The following is an 18,660-nucleotide window of genomic DNA, read 5'->3' as shown; positions in this document are numbered from 1 at the left end:
GCGGTGCGGCTTACCGCTGGGGGGACGGGACCGTGGTCAGCAGGGGTTTGGGCGAGGTCTCGCCGGGCGGGGCGCCGATCGCGCTGACGGTGAGGACGAGGGCGAGGGCGGCGGCCAGTCCGATGGCGGCGGCGACGAGGGCACGCATGGTCGGCCTCCCGGGAGCACGGAACTGATGGGTCGTCAGGGCTGGGGCACCGTAGCAACCCGGGCCCGAGATGAGAACACGTAGACCCCGATCCGCCGGTCGGGCCCGGGGCCGCGCGGGCGCGCACGGCGACAGCCCCCGGCCGGGGTCCCGGTCGGGGGCTGTCGGTGGGCCGGTGCGGGCCCGGGGTCAGGCGGGAGGTGCCTCCACGGTCAGTTCGATGACGACCGTGGCGCCGCCCTCGGTGGTGAGGCGCAGCTTGTACGTGCCCGCCGCGCCGTCCGCGTAGATCTTCGGCAGGGCGACCGTGCCGTCGGCGTCGGTGGTCAGCTCCAGGGTGCGGACCGGGTCGCCCTCGTCGTCCGTGAAGTACGGCCCCTTGTCGTTCTCGGCCGGCTGCTCGTCGTCGGTGATCATCGTGGCGGTGACGGCGACCCGGGCGGCGGCGGCGCCCTTGTACGTGGCCCGCGCGGTGATGTCCGCGAACTCCTGGCCGGCGACGGCGGTCAGCTCCTCGGTGCCGGTCCTGGCGAGGGCGTCGGCCTGCCGGGCGGTGACGGTCGCCGGGTAGGAGACGGCGGGCAGCGAGGTGCCGGTGGCCGTGGCGCGCACGGTGAAGTCACCGGTCTTCTCGCCGGCCGTGAGCACCGGGGCGGTGGCCGTGCCGTCGGCACCGGTGAGCACCGTGACCGTGCTCTTGCCGCCGAAGGAGGCGTCGGTGTCCCCGGTGACGGTGAAGGTGACGGACACCGTGGCGAGCGGGGTGCCGAGGTTGCTGCGCGCCCGGACCTTGATCCGCTCGGCGAAGGGGGCGCCGGCGGTGGCGGTCAGGTCGCCGGTGCCCGCGTCGCGCACGGAGGCGAGCGACGGGGTCGGGGTGGGCTCGGGCTTCGGCGCCGGGGACGTCGAGGTGCCGGGGCGGCCCGGGTCCGAGGGCGAGGGGGTCGGCTTCGCCGGGGGCTTCGGGGAGGCCGAGGCCGATCCGGACGGCGAGGGCGAGGGAGACGTCGACGCCGACGGCGACGGGGTGCGGTCCGGGGTGCGGCTGCCGGGGCGCCGCCCGTCGCTGCTGCCGACGGGCAGGATGCCGGTCCCGTCGGGCACCTCGTGGGTGCCGCGCTTGTAGTACTCGAACCAGGAGCGGACGGTGCGCAGGTACTCGTCCGAGTGGTTGTAGCTCAGGACCGCCCGGTCCAGGTCCGCGGCGAGGGCCAGATCGCGCGATCCGGCGCACAGGTAGCGGCCCGCGGCGAGCGCGGCGTCGTAGATGTTGTTGGGGTCCTTGCGGCCGTCCCCGTTGCCGTCCACGCCCCAGACCGCCCAGGTGGACGGGATGAACTGCATGGGGCCGACGGCGCGGTCGTGCGTACGGTCCCCGTCGTAGGCGCCGTTGTCGGTGTCCTTGATGAGGGCGAAGCCCTGGCCGTTGAGGGCGGGGCCGAGGATCGGGGAGAGCGTGGTGCCCTGGGCGTCGACCCGGCCGCCGCGCGCCTGGCCGGACTCGACCTTGCCGATCGCGGCGAGGAGCTGCCACGGCAGCCGGCAGGCGGGGTCCGTGCCGGCGACGGTCTGCTCGGCCTTCTTGTACGCCGCGAGGATCGAGGCCGGTATGCCCGATTCGACGCTTCCGGTCACCGGAAGGTTGACGGAGGTGCCGGGCTTGTCCGGCGTCGCCAGCGGCGGCAGGTCCGTGAAGTAGGGCGAGTTGCCCGACGCGGCCCCGTCGCCCGAGGGTGTCGCACCGGCGGTCGGCTGCTCGCCGCCCTCGGAGGCCACCAGCGGCGAACCGGGGGCCTGGGACGCGGAGAGCGCCGCCACGGCGGCAGCGGCCACGGCCGTGGTCGCCGCCCCCCTGCGCAGTCGGCGACCGAATTGCGCTGCCATAACGTGTGGCCCCTCCCCTTCGTCGGCCGGCCCCTCTCCCCTGGGCCCGGACTCACGCGACCCTACGGCAACTTCCGGCGCCCGCACACAGTGACCCGGACGCTTCTCACCGCTTTTTCACGTTCCGTTCCGCAAACCGTCCGGCGGACTGCGCTCGTCCGCGTCTCCCCCTCGCCCCGGCCCGGGGCGACAGTCCCAGGGGGCCGCCGGGCCGCGGCCCCCGCTCACGCATACTTCCCGGCATGCCGTTCACGCTCAGCCACGCCGCCGCCGTCCTGCCCGGAATCCGCCGCGACGGGACGGGGCGCGGCCCTCTCCTCGCCTCCGCGCTCGTCGCCGGATCCTTCGCCCCCGACCTGACGTTCTACGCGGACACGGTGATTCCGGGCGCCATGGAGTTCGGGCAGGTCACCCACGCCTGGTGGGGCGTGCTCACCGTCGACGTCCTGATCACGGCGGCGGCCGCGGCGCTCTGGCTGCTGCTGCGCGACCCCCTCGTGGCGCTGCTGCCCACGGGCCGTCAGGGGCGGGTGCACGGCTGGCTGGGCGGGGAACGCCGCGTGCCGCCGCGGGGCCCCGGGGCGGTGCGCGCCGCGCTGTGGTTCGCGATCGCGGCCGTCATCGGGGCCGGGACGCATGTCGTCTGGGACGCCTTCACCCACCACGACCGGTGGGGGGTGCGGCTGGTCCCGGTCCTCGGACGGAGCGTGGCGGGACATCCGGTGTTCCAGCTCGCGCAGTACGGCACCTCGGCGCTGGCCCTGCTGGTCCTCGCCCGGTTCGTGGTGGCGGGGCTGCGGAGCACCCCGGACCGGCCCGCCCCGCCCGCTCTGCCGGTCCTGGACCGGCGGGCCCGGTGGTGGTCGGTCTCGCTGCTCGCCCTGTGCGCGCTGACCGGCCTCGTCCACCGCTGCGCGCGCTGGTACGCCTACCACGGGCGCCCGGACACACCGCTGGACATCATCCCGACCGCCTGCTTCGGCGCGGGCGCCGGGCTGGCGGCCGGACTGGTGCTGTACGCGGCCGGGGTGCGGCTGCGCCACCGCCGCGGCGGCCCCACCGCACCGCCCGCCGCTCCGGCCCGGTCGTCGGGCCGCAGCGGCGGCTGAACCGGGGAACCGGGGGCGAGGCCCCCCGGACCCCGGTCTCAGTGCGCGGCCGACTCCCAGTCGGTGCCCACGCCGACCGACACGTCCAGCGGGGCGCGCAACCGCACGGCGGTGGACATCTCGTGGCGCAGGATCTCCTCCACCCGCTCCCGCTCGCCCGCGGCGATCTCCAGGACGATTTCGTCGTGGACCTGGAGCAGCATCCGGGAGGTCAGCCCGGCCTCCGTCAGCGCCCGGTCGACCTGGAGCATCGCGACCTTGACGATGTCGGCCGCGGTGCCCTGGATCGGGGCGTTGAGCGCCATCCGCTCGGCCGTCTCGCGGCGCTGGCGGTTGTCGCTGTTGAGGTCGGGCAGATAGCGGCGGCGGCCGAACACCGTCTCCGTGTATCCGGTGGCCCTGGCCTCCTCCACCACCCGGTGCAGATAGTCGCGCACCCCGCCGAACCGCTCGAAGTACGTGTCCATCAGGACCCGGGCCTCGCCCGCCTCGATGTTCAGCTGCTGGGAGAGGCCGAACGCGGAGAGCCCGTACGCCAGGCCGTAACTCATGGCCTTGATCTTGCGGCGCATCTCCGGGTCGACGGCGGACTTCTCGACGCCGAAGACCTGCGAGGCGACCGTGGTGTGCAGGTCCTCGCCGGACATGAACGCCTCGATCAGGCCCGCGTCCTCGGAGAGGTGGGCCATCACGCGCAGCTCGATCTGGCTGTAGTCCGCGGTCATCAGGGTCTCGAAGCCCTCGCCGACGACGAAGCCGCGGCGGATCGCCCGGCCCTCGTCCGTGCGCACCGGGATGTTCTGCAGATTGGGGTCGGTGGAGGAGAGCCGGCCGGTCGCCGCCACCGTCTGGTTGAACGTGGTGTGGATGCGGCCGTCCGCGGCGATCGTCTTGACCAGGCCCTCGACCGTGACCCGCAGCTTGGCCTGCTCGCGGTGGCGGAGCATGATCACCGGCAGCTCGTGCTCGGTCTGCGCGGCGAGCCAGGCCAGCGCGTCGGCATCCGTCGTGTACCCGGTCTTGGTCTTCTTGGTCTTGGGCAGGCCCAGCTCGCCGAAGAGGACCTCCTGGAGCTGCTTGGGCGAACCGAGGTTGAACTCCCGGCCCACCGCGGCGTGCGCCTCCTTCACCGCCTGCTGCACCGCACCGGCGAACTGCTGCTCCATGCCTTCGAGATGGGCCCGGTCGGCCGCGATGCCGTGGCGCTCCAGACGGGCCAGCAGCGCGGAGGTGGGCAACTCCATCTCCTGGAGGAGCCGGGTCGCCCCGACCTCCTCCAGCCGGGTCGCGAACGCGTCCCCGAGGTCCAGGACCGCGCGGGCCTGCGCCATCAGCGCGTCGGCCTCCGCCCGGTCCTCCGCGCCGAAGGCCAGCTGCCCGTCCGCCGCGGCCGCCGGGGCCAGCTCGCGTCCCAGGTACTCCACGGCCAGGGCGTCCAGCGCGAAGGAACGCCGGCCGGGCTTGACGAGATAGGCGGCGAGCGCGGTGTCCATGGAGACGCCCTCGACCCGCCAGCCGTGCTCGGGGAAGACCCGCATGGCGCTCTTCGCGTTGTGCATGACCTTGGGCCGGGCCGGGTCCGCGATCCACCGCGCGAACGCCTGCTCGTCGGAGGCGTCCAGCTGCGCCGGGTCGAACCAGGCGGCGGCGCCGCCGGCCGCGGCGAGCGCGATCTCCGTGACCGTGCCGATGCCCAGCGCCCAGGTGTCGACCGAGGCGACGCCGAGGGGCTGCCCGCCGTGCTCCTCCAGCCAGGGCGCCAGCTCGCCCGCGCCCAGCACCGCACCGTCCAGCTCGACACCCGCGGCGGGGGCCGGGGCCTCGTCCTCCGCCGTGCCGGGGTCGACCGCCAGCAGCCGCTCGCGCAGACTCGGATTGCGGATCTCCAGCACGTCCAGCACACCGGTGACCGCCGTACGGTCGTAGGGGGCGCGCTCCAGATCGGCCGGCGTCTTGGGCAGCGCCACGTCCCGGACCATCTCGGTCAGCACCCGGTTCATCCTCACCGCGTCCAGATGGTCGCGGAAATTCTGGCCCGCCTTGCCCTTGACCTCGTCGGCACGCTCCACCAGCTCGTCGAAGGAACCGAACTGGTTGATCCACTTCGCGGCCGTCTTCTCGCCGACCCCGGGGATGCCCGGAAGGTTGTCCGACGGGTCGCCGCGCAGCGCGGCGAAGTCCGGATACTGCCGGGGGGTGAGTCCGTACTTCTCGACGACCTTCTCCGGGGTGAACCGGGTCAGCTCGGAGACGCCCTTGGTCGGATACAGCACGGTCACGTTGTCCGTGATCAACTGGAAGGAGTCCCGGTCGCCGGTGACGATCAGGACCTCGAAGCCGGCCGCCTCGGCCTGGGTGGCCAGCGTGGCGATGATGTCGTCGGCCTCGAAGCCCTCCACCGCGAACCGGTCCGCGCGCATCGCGTCCAGCAGCTCGCCGATCAGCTCGACCTGGCCCTTGAACTCGTCGGGGGTCTTCGACCTGTTCGCCTTGTACTCCGGGAACTCCTGGGAGCGCCAGGTCTTGCGGGACACGTCGAACGCCACCGCGAAATGCGTGGGCGCCTCGTCACGCAGCGTGTTCGCCAGCATCGACGCGAAGCCGTACACCGCGTTCGTCGTCTGGCCCGCCCCGGTGGTGAAATTCTCCGCGGGCAGAGCGAAGAACGCCCGGTACGCCAAGGAGTGCCCGTCCATCAGGAGCAGGCGCGGTCGGTTGTCTGCCGTCTTCTTCGATGCCGTCTCAGCCACACCCCGATCCTGCCACGGACCACTGACAATCCCGACCGGCCACCGCCGGGGACCCCGCCCGGCCCCCCGGTGCGCGCCCTCGCCGGGCGCCGCACCCCCCACGCGTGCCAGGATCGAAGGCAAGAGACCACCAGGAGCGGACCACGCGCGGACCGCGCACGGCCCGCAGCAGGCCCGAAGGGGAGCACGATGGCCACCAAGCCGCCCACCGGAGACCCGGTCCAGGACGCCCCCCGGGTCGAACCCGCCCAGCACTCCGCGGCGGGACTCCCCGCCGTCGCCCACAGCCTGCGCGTCGCCCAGCGGCAGATGGGGGTGGCACGCGCCGCCCGGACCCTCCTCAAGGTCAACCAGAAGGACGGCTTCGACTGCCCCGGCTGCGCCTGGCCAGAGGGCGACAAACGGCACACCGCCGAATTCTGCGAGAACGGCGCCAAGGCCGTCGCCGAGGAAGCCACGCTGCGCCGCGTCACCCCCGACTTCTTCGCCGCCCACCCCGTGGCCGACCTCGCCCGGCGCAGCGGCTACTGGCTCGGCCAGCAGGGCCGCATCACCCAGCCCGTGTACCTCCCCGAGGGCGCCGACCGGTACGAGGCCGTCACCTGGGAACGCGCCTTCGAGATCATCGCCGAGGAACTGCGCGCCCTCGACTCCCCCGACGAAGCGCTCTTCTACACCTCGGGCCGCACCAGCAACGAGGCCGCGTTCCTCCTCCAGCTCTTCGCCCGCGAGTTCGGCACGAACAACCTGCCCGACTGCTCCAACATGTGCCACGAATCGTCCGGCTCGGCGCTCACCGAGACCATCGGCGTCGGCAAGGGATCCGTCTCCCTGGAGGACCTGCACCACGCCGACCTGATCATCGTCGCCGGACAGAACCCGGGCACCAACCACCCCCGGATGCTCTCCGCCCTGGAGAAGGCCAAATCGGCCGGAGCCAGGATCATGTCGGTGAATCCGCTGCCCGAGGCCGGGATGGAGCGGTTCAAGAACCCGCAGACCCCGCACGGCATGCTGAAGGGCACCCCGCTCAACGACCTCTTCCTCCAGATCCGCATCGGCGGCGACCAGGCCCTCTTCCGGCTCCTCAACAAACTGATCCTCGCCACCGAGGGCGCCGTGGACGAGACCTTCGTCGCCACCCACACCCACGGCTTCGACGCGTTCGCCGCCGCGGCCGCCGACGCCGACTGGGACGAGACGCTCACCGCGACCGGACTCGACCGGGCCGCCATCGAACAGGCCCTGGAGATGGTCCTCGCCTCCGAACGCACCGTCGTGTGCTGGGCCATGGGCCTCACCCAGCACAAGCACTCCGTGCCGACCATCCGCGAGATCGTCAACTTCCTCCTGCTGCGCGGCAACATCGGCCGCCCCGGCGCCGGCGTCTGCCCGGTGCGCGGCCACTCCAACGTCCAGGGCGACCGGACCATGGGCATCTTCGAACGGCCCGCGCCCGCCTTCCTCGACGCCCTCGACAAGGAATTCGGCATCACCTCGCCGCGCCACCACGGCTACGACGTGGTCCGCTCCATCCGCGCCCTGCGCGACGGCGACGCCAAGGTCTTCTTCGCCATGGGCGGCAACTTCGTCGCCGCCACCCCCGACACCGAGGTCACCGAGGCCGCGATGCGCACCGCGCGCCTCACCGTCCACGTCTCCACCAAGCTCAACCGCTCCCACGCCGTCACCGGCACCCGGGCGCTGATCCTGCCCACCCTCGGCCGCACCGACAAGGACGTCCAGGCCACCGGACGGCAGTTCGTCACCGTCGAGGACTCCATGAGCATGGTGCACGCCTCCCGGGGCAACCTCACCCCCGCGAGCCCCCACCTGCTCTCCGAACCCGCCATCGTCGCCCGGCTCGCCCGCGCCGTCCTCGGCCCCGGATCGGCCACCCCCTGGGAGGAGTTCGAACGGGACTACGCCACCATCCGCGACCGGATCTCCCGCGTCGTCCCCGGCTTCGAGAACTTCAACGCGCGCGTCGCCCACCCCGGCGGATTCACCCTCCCCCACGCACCGCGCGACTCCCGCCGCTTCCCCACCGCCACCGGCAAGGCAAACTTCACCGCCGCCCCCGTCGAGTTCCCCGAACTCCCCGAAGGACGCCTGCTGTTGCAGACCCTGCGCTCCCACGACCAGTACAACACCACCGTCTACGGCCTCGACGACCGCTACCGCGGCATCAAGGGCGGCCGCCGCGTCGTCCTCGTCCACCCCGACGACGCCACCGCCCTCGGCCTCCCCGACGGCGCCTACACCGACCTCGTCAGCGAATGGAAGGACGGCAGCGAACGGCGCGCCCCCGGCTTCCGCGTCGTCCACTACCCCACGGCCCGCGGCTGCGCCGCCGCGTACTACCCCGAGACGAACGTCCTGGTCCCGCTCGACTCCACCGCCGACACCAGCAACACCCCGGCCAGCAAGTCCGTCGTGGTGCGCTTCGAGAACACCGGCCGGCCCCACCCGGGGGACGCGCACTAAGCATCCGCTCAGCCGTCTGATAGGAACAGTGCACACCACCCGGAGCGGGGCCGCGGCCCCGCTCCGCCGCAGACGATCGGAGCCGGCCCATGGGCGAGCACACCGCACCCACGTTCCCCCAGGAGATCATCGACGAGTACGCCGCCCTCGGCGTCGACCTCCCCGCCCTCTTCTCCGCCGGCCACCTCGGCGAACGCATGGGCGTCACCATCGTCGAGGCGTCCGCGGACCGCGTCGTCGGCACCATGCCCGTCGAGGGCAACACCCAGCCCTACGGCCTGCTGCACGGCGGCGCCTCCGCCGTCCTCGCCGAGACCCTCGGATCCGTCGGCTCCATGCTCCACGGCGGCCCCGCCAAGCTCGCCGTCGGCGTCGACCTGAACTGCACCCACCACCGAGGCGTCCGCAACGGCCTCGTCACCGGCGTCGCCACCCCCGTACACCGCGGCCGCACCACCGCCACGTACGAGATCGTCATCACCGACGAACACGACAAGCGCGTCTGCACCGCCCGCCTCACCTGCCTGCTCCGTGACGCCCCCGCCCCCGACGCCGCCTGACCCCCCGCACCCCCCCTGCCCGGCCGGAACCCATTCCGGCCGGGCAGTGTCATACCCGGGCACAACCACCGCCGCACAGACCGGACTTGCGCGACACACAGCACAACGCCCTTGACCCGCAGGCGCGTTCCATGGCCCACTCGACAGCCACACCCCCTCCCACTCCCACCCCCCACCCGGCACACCGCGTCGACCGCCACGCCCCAGACGTCACACTGCGTAACAAACACGCAAGGTCCACGAAACCTCGCGCACCCCACACCGACCCGGACCGCGGTCACCGGGCGATTCCGCACGCCCTCCGGGGGCTCCCCGCGCCCCCCGACCGGCGACAGCACCAAGATCACCCCAAGCCCCTTAGCAGAGCTGCGCGTTCTCACCATGCGGTCACTTCCCCGTCCGGTAAAAAAACCGGACATGTCAGCACAGCCACCTCAAGCCTTGCTCAAGGGCATAACAAGACAGTCACATCCTGCGCCACCCCCACCCCCGACCCCCACCCCTGCCCTTAGAGTCACGGCCAGTCACCGCGCCGCCGGGCGCGTCTGCAGCACGGCCCTGTACCAACCAGTACGGCCCGGCGAACGACACGGCACCTCAAGCAGAGGAGGCCGCGCCAGGGAAAGGACTTTTCGTGCGACACCGTTCTTTGCTCATCCTCACCACAGTGCTCACGACAGGAGCACTGACACTCACCGCCTGCGGGTCGCGCGACGACGACAAAAAGGGCAGCGGGGACGGCGGCGGCAACCAGACCGTCGTCATCGGCGTCGACGCCCCCATCACCGGTGACCTCTCCGCCCTCGGCCTCGGCATCAAGAACTCCGCCGACCTCGCCGCCAAGACGGCCAACAAGCTGAAGACCGTCCCGGGCATCACCTTCGAGGTCAAGCCGCTCGACGACCAGGCCCAGCCCTCCGTCGGCCAGCAGAACGCCACCAAGTTCATCGACGACAAGCAGGTCCTCGGCGTCGTCGGCCCCCTGAACTCCGGCGTCTCCCAGTCGATGCAGAAGCCGCTCAACGACGCCGGCCTCACCCAGGTCTCCCCCGCCAACACGGGCACCGAGCTGACCCAGGGCGACAACTGGAAGACCGGCGACAAGAAGCGCCCCTTCAAGACCTACTTCCGCACCGCCACCACGGACCAGATCCAGGGCGCCTTCGCCGCGAAGTACCTCTACAACAACGCGAAGATCTCCCAGGTCTACCTCATCGACGACCAGAAGCCCTACGGCGCCGGTCTCGCGGCCTCCTTCAAGACCACCTTCACCGGCCTCGGCGGGAAGATCGTGGGCTCCGACCACGTCAACCCCGACGACCGCGACTTCAACGCCGTCGTCACCAAGGTCAAGAAGTCCGGCGCCAAGGCCGTCTACTACGGCGGTGAGTACCCCGCCGGCGCCCCCCTGAGCCAGCAGCTCAAGGACAGCGTCCAGATCCCCCTCATGGGCGGCGACGGCATGTACAGCGCCGACTTCATCAAGCTCAACAAGAAGGCCCAGGGCGACATCGCCACCTCCGTCGGCAAGCCCGTCGAAGAACTCGACTCCGCCAAGAAGTTCATCGAGGACTACAAGACGGCCGGCTACAAGGACGCCTACGAGGCCTACGGCGGCGGCACCTACGACGCCACCTGGTCGATCATCGAGGCCGTCAAGATCGCCGTCGCCGAGAACGACGGCAAGCTCCCCGACGACGCCCGCGCCAAGGTCCTCGAAGCCATGGCCAAGGTCAAGTTCGACGGCGTCACCGGCCCCGTCTCCTTCGACCAGTACGGCGACACCACGAACACCATGATGACCGCCTACCAGGTCGACGGCGGCAAGTGGGTCTCCAAGCTCAGCGAGGCCTACAAGCCGTAACCCGCTCCCGGTCGCTCACCGACTGACCCCAGACCGCGCGGGAGCGCTACGAGCACTCCCGCGCGGTGCCATATCCGAACCACTCCACGGAGGCCCTGCGGTGCACGAACTGCCGCAACAGCTGGCCAATGGACTCATCCTCGGCGCGATGTACGGACTCATCGCGATCGGCTACACGATGGTCTACGGAATCATCCAGCTCATCAACTTCGCCCACGGCGAGATCTTCATGATCGGAGGCTTCGGAGCTCTCACCGTGTACCTCTGGATGCCGGCCGGATCCAACCTCCTCGCGATCGTCCCCCTCATGATCGTCGGCGGCGTCATATGCTCCGTCGCCGTCAGCGCCGCGGCGGAACGGTTCGCCTACCGCCCCCTGCGCAACGCCCCCCGCCTCGCCCCGCTGATCACCGCGATCGGACTCTCCCTCGCCCTCCAGCAGGCCATCTGGAAGTGGTACCCCAACGCCACCAAGGACCGCCCCTTCCCCCAGTTCAAGGGCGACGCCTTCGACCTCTTCGGCGCCCACATCCAGCGCGGCGACCTCTTCGTCCTCATCTCCGCCCCGATCTGCATGATCGCCCTCGGGCTCTTCGTCTCCAAGACCCGCACCGGCCGCGGCATGCAGGCCACCAGCCAGGACCCCGACACCGCCAAGCTCATGGGCATCAACACCGACCGCATCATCGTCATGGCCTTCGCCATCGGTGCCGCGTTCGCCGCCGTCGCCGCCGTCGCCTACGGGCTCAAGAACGGCCAGATCGGCTTCAAAATGGGCTTCCTCATGGGCCTCAAAGCCTTCACCGCAGCCGTACTCGGCGGCATCGGCAACATCTACGGAGCCATGCTCGGCGGCGTCGTCCTCGGCATCGCCGAATCCCTCGCCACCGGCTACATGAGCGACGTCCCCGGCATGGACCTCTTCGGCGGCGGCGCCTGGAAGGACGTATGGGCCTTCGTCCTCCTCATCGTCGTCCTGCTGCTCAGGCCCCAGGGCCTGCTCGGCGAACGCGTAGCGGACAGGGCGTGATACCGATGACCACCACCCGCACCGCACTCCTCCCCCTGCCCGCCCCCGCCGCCCGCATCGCCACCCTCGCGGGCGCCGCGGCCGCACTCGCCGGCACCTTCCTCCCCTGGACCTGGACCTCCGAATTCCCCGGCGACCTCACCGTCACCGGTTACCCCGGCGGCCTCCAGATCCTCACCCTCACCGCCGCCGTCCTCACCCTGCTGTTCACCCTCACCGGATACGGCATCCCCGGACTGCGCTGGCTCACCCCCGGCGGCACCAACAGCCCCGTCCGCCTCCTCGCCCTCGCCACCCTCGGCACCACCGGCTACGCCATGGGCGCCATCTCCTACGAGCTCGGCGGCGTCGTCAACCTCGAACCCGGAGCCTGGATCAGCGGCATCGGCGCCCTCGTCGCCGTCCTCGCCTCCCTCGGCCTCCCCGACGACCAGCCCCTCCCCGACGACGGCCGCGAAGCCACCGTCCGGCGACGCTTCCGCAACAGCCTCGCCGCCCCCTCGGCACCCCGCGCCAAGGCCCTCCCCTCCTGGGCCGAGATCCTCGTCATCGCCGTCGCCTTCGGAGTGGCCCTCTACCTCTTCACCTACGGCATCGACATCCCCACCGAGGACTCCGAACAGTTCATCGGCTTCCTCATCACCGCGGCCTTCGCCTTCACCGCGCTCACCCGGGCCGGCCTCATCGCCCGCATCACCGCGCTGACCGCCAAGCACCGCAACGTCACCCTCACCGCCGCCCTCGTCGCGGCCCTCTGCTTCCCCTTCACCCAGGACACCGCGGAATACGCCCTCATCGGCGCGAACATCCTCATCTTCGCCACGGTCGCCCTCGGCCTGAACGTCGTCGTCGGCCTCGCCGGCCTCCTCGACCTCGGCTACGTCGCCTTCCTCGGAGTCGGCGCCTACACCGCCGCCCTCGTCTCCGGCGCACCCCTCTCCGCCATCGGCGTCCACTTCCCCTTCTGGGCCGCCGTCCTCACCGGAGCCGTCGTCTCCCTGGTCTTCGGCGTCCTCATCGGCGCCCCGACCCTCCGACTCCGCGGCGACTACCTCGCCATCGTCACCCTCGGCTTCGGAGAGATCTTCCGCGTCACCGTCAACAACCTCAACGGCAACAGCGGACCCGACCTCACCAACGGCTCCCAGGGCATCCCCAGCATCCCGGACCTCAACCTCTTCGGGATCGACTTCGGACTCACCCACGACATCGGCCCCTTCACCCTCAGCAGGCCCGCCAACTACTACCTGCTGATGCTCGTCGTCACCGCCGTCGTGGTCCTCGTCTTCCGCCGCTCCGGGGACTCCCGCATCGGCCGCGCCTGGGTCGCCATCCGCGAGGACGAGACCGCCGCCACCGCCATGGGCATCAACGCCTTCCGGCTCAAGCTCCTGGCCTTCGCCCTCGGCGCCACCCTCGCCGGCCTCGCCGGCACCGTACAGGCACACGTCAACTACACCGTGACGCCCGAGCAGTACCAGTTCGCCGGCTCCGTGCCCCCGAACTCCGCGTTCCTCCTCGCCGCCGTCATCCTCGGCGGCATGGGAACCCTCAGCGGCCCCTTCGTCGGCGCCGCACTGCTCTACCTCATCCCGGCCAAGCTGCAGTTCATGCAGGACTACCAGCTCTTCCTCTTCGGCATCGCACTCATCCTCCTGATGCGCTTCCGCCCCGAAGGCCTGGTCGCCGACCGCCGCAAGCAACTCGAATTCCACGAGAACGACGAACCCATCGACGTACCCGAACCACGGCAGTCCGAAGACAGCGACGCCGGCATCGCCAAGGCGGGGGCGTGACCACCATGACCACCACCACGACCGCGACCACCGTCCTCGACGCCAGCGGCGTCACCATGCGCTTCGGCGGCCTCACCGCCGTACGCGGCGTCGACCTCACCGTCAACGCGGGCGAGATCGTCGGACTCATCGGCCCCAACGGCGCCGGCAAGACCACCTTCTTCAACTGCCTCACCGGCCTCTACGTCCCCACCGAGGGAACCGTCAGCTACAAGGGCACCGTCCTGCCCCCCAAGCCCCACCTCGTCACGGACGCCGGCATCGCCCGCACCTTCCAGAACATCCGGCTCTTCGCCAACATGACCGTCCTGGAAAACGTCCTCGTCGGACGCCACACCCGCACCAAAGAAGGCCTCTGGTCCGCCCTCCTGCGCCTCCCCGGCTACAGCAAGGCGGAGAACAGCAGCCGCGAACGCGCCATGGAACTCCTGGAGTTCATCGGCCTCCAGGACAAGGCCGACCACCTCGCGCGCAACCTCCCCTACGGAGACCAGCGCAAACTGGAGATCGCCCGCGCCCTCGCCAGCGACCCCGGACTCCTCCTTCTGGACGAGCCCACCGCCGGCATGAACCCCCAGGAAACCCGCGTCACCGAAGAACTCATCTTCGCCATCCGGGACCAGGGCATCGCCGTCCTCGTCATCGAGCACGACATGCGCTTCATCTTCAACCTCTGCGACCGCGTCGCCTGCCTCGTCCAGGGCGAGAAACTCGTCGAAGGCACCGCGTCCGAGGTCCAGAGCGACGAACGCGTCATCGCCGCCTACCTCGGCACCCCCTTCGAAGGCGCCCCCGGCGCCGAAGAAGTCGCCGAGGTCGAAGCCGCCGAAGCGGAAGCAAGCACGCACACGTCGGGCACGAGCGACAGCACGAGCACCGAAGAGGAGGACAACCGATGACCGCGCTCCTGGAGGTCGAGGACCTCCGCGTCGCCTACGGCAAGATCGAAGCCGTCAAGGGCATCTCCTTCACCGTCGACGCCGGCCAGGTCGTCACCCTCATCGGCACCAACGGCGCCGGCAAGACGACCACCCTGCGCACCCTCTCCGGGCTCCTCAAGCCCCTGAGCGGCCGCGTCCTCTTCGAAGGCAAGCCCCTCACCAACGTCCCCGCCCACAAGATCGTCTCCCTGGGCCTCGCCCACTCCCCCGAGGGACGCCACATCTTCCCCCGGCTGACGATCACCGAGAACCTCCTCCTCGGCGCCTACCTCCGCAACGACAAGGCAGGCATCGAGAAGGACGTCCAGCGCGCCTACGACCTCTTCCCCATCCTCGGGGAACGCAGAAAACAGGCCGCCGGCACCCTCTCGGGCGGCGAACAGCAGATGCTCGCCATGGGCCGCGCCCTCATGTCCCAGCCCAAACTCCTCATGCTCGACGAACCCTCCATGGGCCTCTCCCCGATCATGATGCAGAAGATCATGGAGACCATCGTCGAACTCAAGGCCTCCGGCACGACGATCCTCCTCGTCGAACAGAACGCCCAGGCCGCCCTCTCCCTGGCCGACCAGGGCCACGTCATGGAGATCGGCAAGATCGTCCTCTCCGGCACCGGAGCCGACCTCCTCCACGACGAATCCGTCCGCAAGGCCTACCTCGGCGAGGACTGAGCCCACCCACACGAAAGGCCCGCGCCTGGTGGCGCGGGCCTTTCCCCGTTCTCCGGACGCGAGACCTACTCGGCCGCCCGCTTCTTCTCCTCGGCATCCGCGATCAACGCCTCCGCCAACTGCTGCATCGACAGCCGACGGTCCATCGACGTCTTCTGGATCCACCGGAACGCCGCCGGCTCCGACAGCCCGTAATCCGTCTGCAGAATGCTCTTCGCCCGGTCCACCAGCTTCCGCGTCTCCAGCCGCTGCGCCAGGTCCGCGACCTCGCTCTCCAGGGCCTTCAGCTCCGCGAACCGCGACACCGCCATCTCGATGGCCGGCACCACGTCGCTCTTGCTGAACGGCTTCACCAGATACGCCATCGCCCCGGCGTCCCGGGCCCGCTCCACGAGGTCCCGCTGCGAGAACGCGGTCAGCATCAGCACCGGCGCGATGGACTCCTCGGCGATCTTCTCGGCCGCCGAGATGCCGTCGAGCACCGGCATCTTCACATCCAGGATCACCAGATCCGGCTTGTGCTCCCGGGCCAGCTCGACGGCCTGCTGCCCGTCCCCGGCCTCCCCGACGACGGAGTAGCCCTCCTCCTCCAGCATCTCCTTGAGGTCGAGACGGATCAGCGCCTCGTCCTCCGCGATGACGACGCGGGTCGTCAGCGGCGGGACGTGCGACTTGTCGTCGTCGGCGGCGTCTACGGGCTGGGGCGACTCGGGGGTGGTCACGGGGCTCCTTGTTCAGGGCATACGTCTCTCCACGAGGGTACCTAGCTACGGTAAGCTGTAGCCACACGGGGCAGTGCTCGCCCTTACTTTCTAAGGCCCCAGTACTCCAACTGGTCAGAGAGGCCGCTCTCAAACAGCGGACAGTGTGGGTTCGAATCCCACCTGGGGCACTTTTCCTTCGATTTCAAGGTCGCATCACAACGATTCGAGTTCACGTGATCGTGTGACTTCTCCGCCGATTCAGACAATGGATGCGCGGAGTTCTCCAAGCTCGACCATGTGTACGACCTTGAAACGCGCAGACACGCACTGGATCTCCTCGATCAAGGCCTCAGCCAGAATGCCGTGAGCAAGCGGACGGGCATTTCCCGAGCCGCCATCCGGTCCTGGCTCGTACGGATAGAGCCTCTCGAATACGCACGCGGTCGGGGCTGCCCCCGATGCGGTTATACGCCCGAATCACCCGAAGCTCCGGCCCCGTACTCGTACTTGCTCGGCCTCTACCTCGGCGATGGGTGCATCAGCGCGAACCATCGTGGCGTGTACTCCCTCCGCATCGCATGCGCGGATGCCTGGCCGGGCCTCATCGACGCCTGCGTCGAAGCCGTGCAGATTGCGCGACCTGCCAACAAGGTGTGCCTGGTAGCAAGTCCGGGCTGCCAGTACGTCACCTGCTTCAGCAAACACTGGCCCTGCCTCTTCCCTCAGCACGGCCCCGGCAAGAAGCACCACCGAGAGATCGCTCTTGCCGAGTGGCAGCAGACCATCGTCGACGCCCACCCCTGGGAGTTCATCCGCGGTCTCATCCACTCCGACGGCTGCCGCGTCACCAACTGGACGACTCGCCTCGTCCGCGGCGAGCGCAGACGCTACGAGTACCCGCGCTACTTCTTCACCAACCTGTCGACCGACATTCTGAGGCTTTACACCGACACCCTCGACAAGCTCGGCGTCGAGTGGAAGGCCACCAACGGCAAGAACATCTCCGTAGCCCGACGGGCATCCGTCGCCCTCATGGACGCACACGTCGGGCCGAAATACTGAGCCGCCCCTACTTCGGGCTGTCGTCCTCGCCGATGTGGTGGACGCGGACCAGGTTCGTGGAGCCCGCCACGCCCGGCGGGGAGCCCGCGGTGATGACCACCACGTCGCCCTTCTGGCAGCGGCCGATCTTGAGGAGTTCCTCGTCGACCTGGGCGACCATCGCGTCCGTGGAGTCGACGTGGGGGCCGAGGAAGGTTTCGACGCCCCAGGTCAGGTTCAGCTGGGAGCGGGTGGCGGGGTCGGGGGTGAAGGCGAGGAGGGGGATGGGCGAGCGGTAGCGGGAGAGCCGCTTGACGGTGTCGCCGCTCTGGGTGAAGGCGACGAGGAACTTCGCGCCGAGGAAGTCGCCCATCTCGGCCGCCGCGCGGGCGACCGCGCCGCCCTGGGTGCGGGGCTTGTTGCGTTCGGTGAGGGGAGGGAGGCCCTTGGCGAGGATGTCCTCCTCGGCGGCCTCGACGATGCGGGACATCGTGCGGACGGTCTCGATCGCGTACCTGCCGACGCTGGTCTCCCCGGAGAGCATGACGGCGTCCGTGCCGTCGATGACGGCGTTGGCGACGTCGGACGCCTCGGCGCGGGTGGGGCGGGAGTTGTCGATCATCGAGTCGAGCATCTGGGTGGCGACGATGACCGGCTTGGCGTTGCGCTTGGCGAGCTTGATGGCGCGCTTCTGGACGATCGGTACCTGTTCCAGCGGCATTTCGACGCCGAGGTCGCCGCGGGCGACCATGATGCCGTCGAAGGCGGCGACGATGTCGTCGATGTTGTCGACGGCCTGGGGCTTCTCGACCTTGGCGATGACGGGGAGGCGGCGGCCTTCCTCGTCCATGACGCGGTGGACGTCCTCGATGTCGCGTCCGCTGCGGACGAAGGAGAGGGCGATGATGTCGGCGCCGGTGCGCAGGGCCCAGCGGAGGTCGTCGATGTCCTTCTCGGAGAGGGCGGGGACGGAGACGGCGACGCCGGGGAGGTTGAGTCCCTTGTGGTCGGAGACCATGCCGCCTTCGATGACGGTGGTGTGGACGCGGGGGCCGTCGACGTGGGTGACTTCGAGGGTGACGCGGCCGTCGTCGATGAGAATGCGTTCGCCGGTGGTGACGTCGGCGGCGAGGCCGGTGTAGGTGGTGCCGCAGGTGTGGCGGTTTCCTTCCATGGGTTCGACGGTGATGGTGAAGTCGTCGCCGCGTTCGAGTAGTACGGGGCCTTCTTTGAAGCGGCCGAGGCGGATCTTCGGGCCTTGAAGGTCGGCGAGGATGCCGACGCTGCGGCCGGCTTCGTCGGAGGCTTTGCGGACGCGGTGGTAGCGCTCTTCGTGTTCGGCGTAGCTGCCGTGGCTGAGGTTGAGGCGGGCGATGTCCATTCCGGCGTCGACCAGGGCTTTGATCTGGTCGTATGTGTCGGTGGCGGGTCCCAGGGTGCAGACGATTTTGGCTCGGCGCATGGTTCGAGCCTAAACCTTACCTATGGGTAGGCAATTGGCTCCGGATGACTGTCCAACCACCTTTGTATGAAGGGTTATTGACAAGTGTTGAATTGTGCGGCGGCGGGGGCGGGTGTGGGCGCCCCCGGGGGGGGGGGGGGGGGGGTTGGGGATATGCAACATCAGAAAAACACACAAACAAAAAAAAATATAGGTTTGGGGGTTTGGGTTTTT

At 70.0% G+C, this 18,660-nt stretch carries 14 protein-coding genes and 1 tRNA gene; 10 read left to right on the top strand and 5 right to left on the bottom strand.

Features of this window, described 5'->3' with window-relative positions:
• Positions 1-10: 10 nt before the first annotated feature.
• Entirely contained in the window at positions 11-148 is a 138-nt protein-coding gene (locus ACWCXC_RS22325; RefSeq protein ID WP_450681034.1) for an SPW_0924 family protein, read from the bottom strand.
• Positions 149-337: 189 nt separating this feature from the next.
• Positions 338-2,032, bottom strand: coding sequence for a lytic murein transglycosylase (locus ACWCXC_RS22320; protein ID WP_450890346.1), 1,695 nt, complete (start codon positions 2,030-2,032; stop codon positions 338-340).
• 242 nt (positions 2,033-2,274) lie between these two features.
• Here ACWCXC_RS22320 and ACWCXC_RS22315 point away from each other — a divergent pair, with 242 nt between their 5' ends.
• Positions 2,275-3,141, top strand: a complete 867-nt coding sequence (locus tag ACWCXC_RS22315) for a DUF4184 family protein (protein WP_450890345.1) — start codon at positions 2,275-2,277, stop codon at positions 3,139-3,141.
• 38 nt (positions 3,142-3,179) lie between these two features.
• On the opposite strand, the gene polA is transcribed toward ACWCXC_RS22315, so the two are convergent.
• Positions 3,180-5,891: a DNA polymerase I gene (gene polA / locus ACWCXC_RS22310; RefSeq protein ID WP_450890344.1), complete on the bottom strand. Its 2,712-nt coding sequence runs from the start codon at positions 5,889-5,891 to the stop codon at positions 3,180-3,182.
• A gap of 189 nt (positions 5,892-6,080) precedes the next feature.
• Here polA and ACWCXC_RS22305 point away from each other — a divergent pair, with 189 nt between their 5' ends.
• The 7 genes from ACWCXC_RS22305 (at position 6,081) to ACWCXC_RS22275 (ending at position 15,240) form a co-directional block, all read left to right on the top strand.
• On the top strand, positions 6,081-8,378 hold the full coding sequence (locus tag ACWCXC_RS22305) for an FdhF/YdeP family oxidoreductase (protein ID WP_450890343.1): 2,298 nt from the start codon (positions 6,081-6,083) through the stop codon (positions 8,376-8,378).
• Positions 8,379-8,467: 89 nt separating this feature from the next.
• Complete coding sequence (locus ACWCXC_RS22300; RefSeq protein WP_450681029.1) at positions 8,468-8,938, top strand: PaaI family thioesterase; 471 nt, start codon at positions 8,468-8,470, stop codon at positions 8,936-8,938.
• 649 nt (positions 8,939-9,587) lie between these two features.
• Positions 9,588-10,802 (top strand): branched-chain amino acid ABC transporter substrate-binding protein, encoded by a 1,215-nt coding sequence (locus ACWCXC_RS22295; protein WP_450681079.1) that lies wholly within the window; start codon positions 9,588-9,590, stop codon positions 10,800-10,802.
• A 100-nt stretch (positions 10,803-10,902) separates the two neighbouring features.
• Positions 10,903-11,832 carry a branched-chain amino acid ABC transporter permease gene (locus tag ACWCXC_RS22290; protein WP_450681028.1) on the top strand — a complete coding sequence of 310 codons (930 nt, stop codon included), beginning with the start codon at positions 10,903-10,905 and terminating at the stop codon, positions 11,830-11,832.
• A gap of 5 nt (positions 11,833-11,837) precedes the next feature.
• Positions 11,838-13,628: a branched-chain amino acid ABC transporter permease gene (locus ACWCXC_RS22285; RefSeq protein WP_450681027.1), complete on the top strand. Its 1,791-nt coding sequence runs from the start codon at positions 11,838-11,840 to the stop codon at positions 13,626-13,628.
• On the top strand, positions 13,625-14,527 hold the full coding sequence (locus ACWCXC_RS22280; RefSeq protein WP_450681026.1) for an ABC transporter ATP-binding protein: 903 nt from the start codon (positions 13,625-13,627) through the stop codon (positions 14,525-14,527). Before ACWCXC_RS22285 ends, ACWCXC_RS22280 begins: the two co-directional genes overlap by 4 nt.
• Positions 14,524-15,240, top strand: coding sequence for an ABC transporter ATP-binding protein (locus ACWCXC_RS22275; protein WP_383643738.1), 717 nt, complete (start codon positions 14,524-14,526; stop codon positions 15,238-15,240). Before ACWCXC_RS22280 ends, ACWCXC_RS22275 begins: the two co-directional genes overlap by 4 nt.
• A 65-nt stretch (positions 15,241-15,305) precedes the next feature.
• On the opposite strand, the gene ACWCXC_RS22270 is transcribed toward ACWCXC_RS22275, so the two are convergent.
• A complete protein-coding gene (locus tag ACWCXC_RS22270; protein ID WP_450681025.1) occupies positions 15,306-15,962 on the bottom strand; it encodes an ANTAR domain-containing response regulator in 657 nt (218 codons plus the stop codon).
• Between the two features lie 95 nt (positions 15,963-16,057).
• Between ACWCXC_RS22270 and ACWCXC_RS22265 the strand changes: the two genes are divergently transcribed.
• Together ACWCXC_RS22265 and ACWCXC_RS22260 are read left to right on the top strand one after the other, a co-directional pair.
• Positions 16,058-16,132: transfer RNA gene (locus ACWCXC_RS22265), tRNA-Leu, on the top strand.
• A gap of 109 nt (positions 16,133-16,241) precedes the next feature.
• A complete protein-coding gene (locus ACWCXC_RS22260) occupies positions 16,242-17,006 on the top strand; it encodes a transcriptional regulator (RefSeq protein ID WP_450890342.1) in 765 nt (254 codons plus the stop codon).
• A gap of 7 nt (positions 17,007-17,013) precedes the next feature.
• Here ACWCXC_RS22260 and pyk read toward each other — a convergent pair whose 3' ends face one another.
• Positions 17,014-18,447 (bottom strand): pyruvate kinase, encoded by a 1,434-nt coding sequence (pyk, locus tag ACWCXC_RS22255; protein WP_450681023.1) that lies wholly within the window; start codon positions 18,445-18,447, stop codon positions 17,014-17,016.
• Between the last annotated feature and the right edge of the window lie 213 nt (positions 18,448-18,660).

Source organism: Streptomyces sp. NPDC001515, from assembly GCF_053597115.1.
Note: the sequence above shows the minus strand (reverse complement) of the source record. Positions and strands in the feature narration are given on the sequence as shown.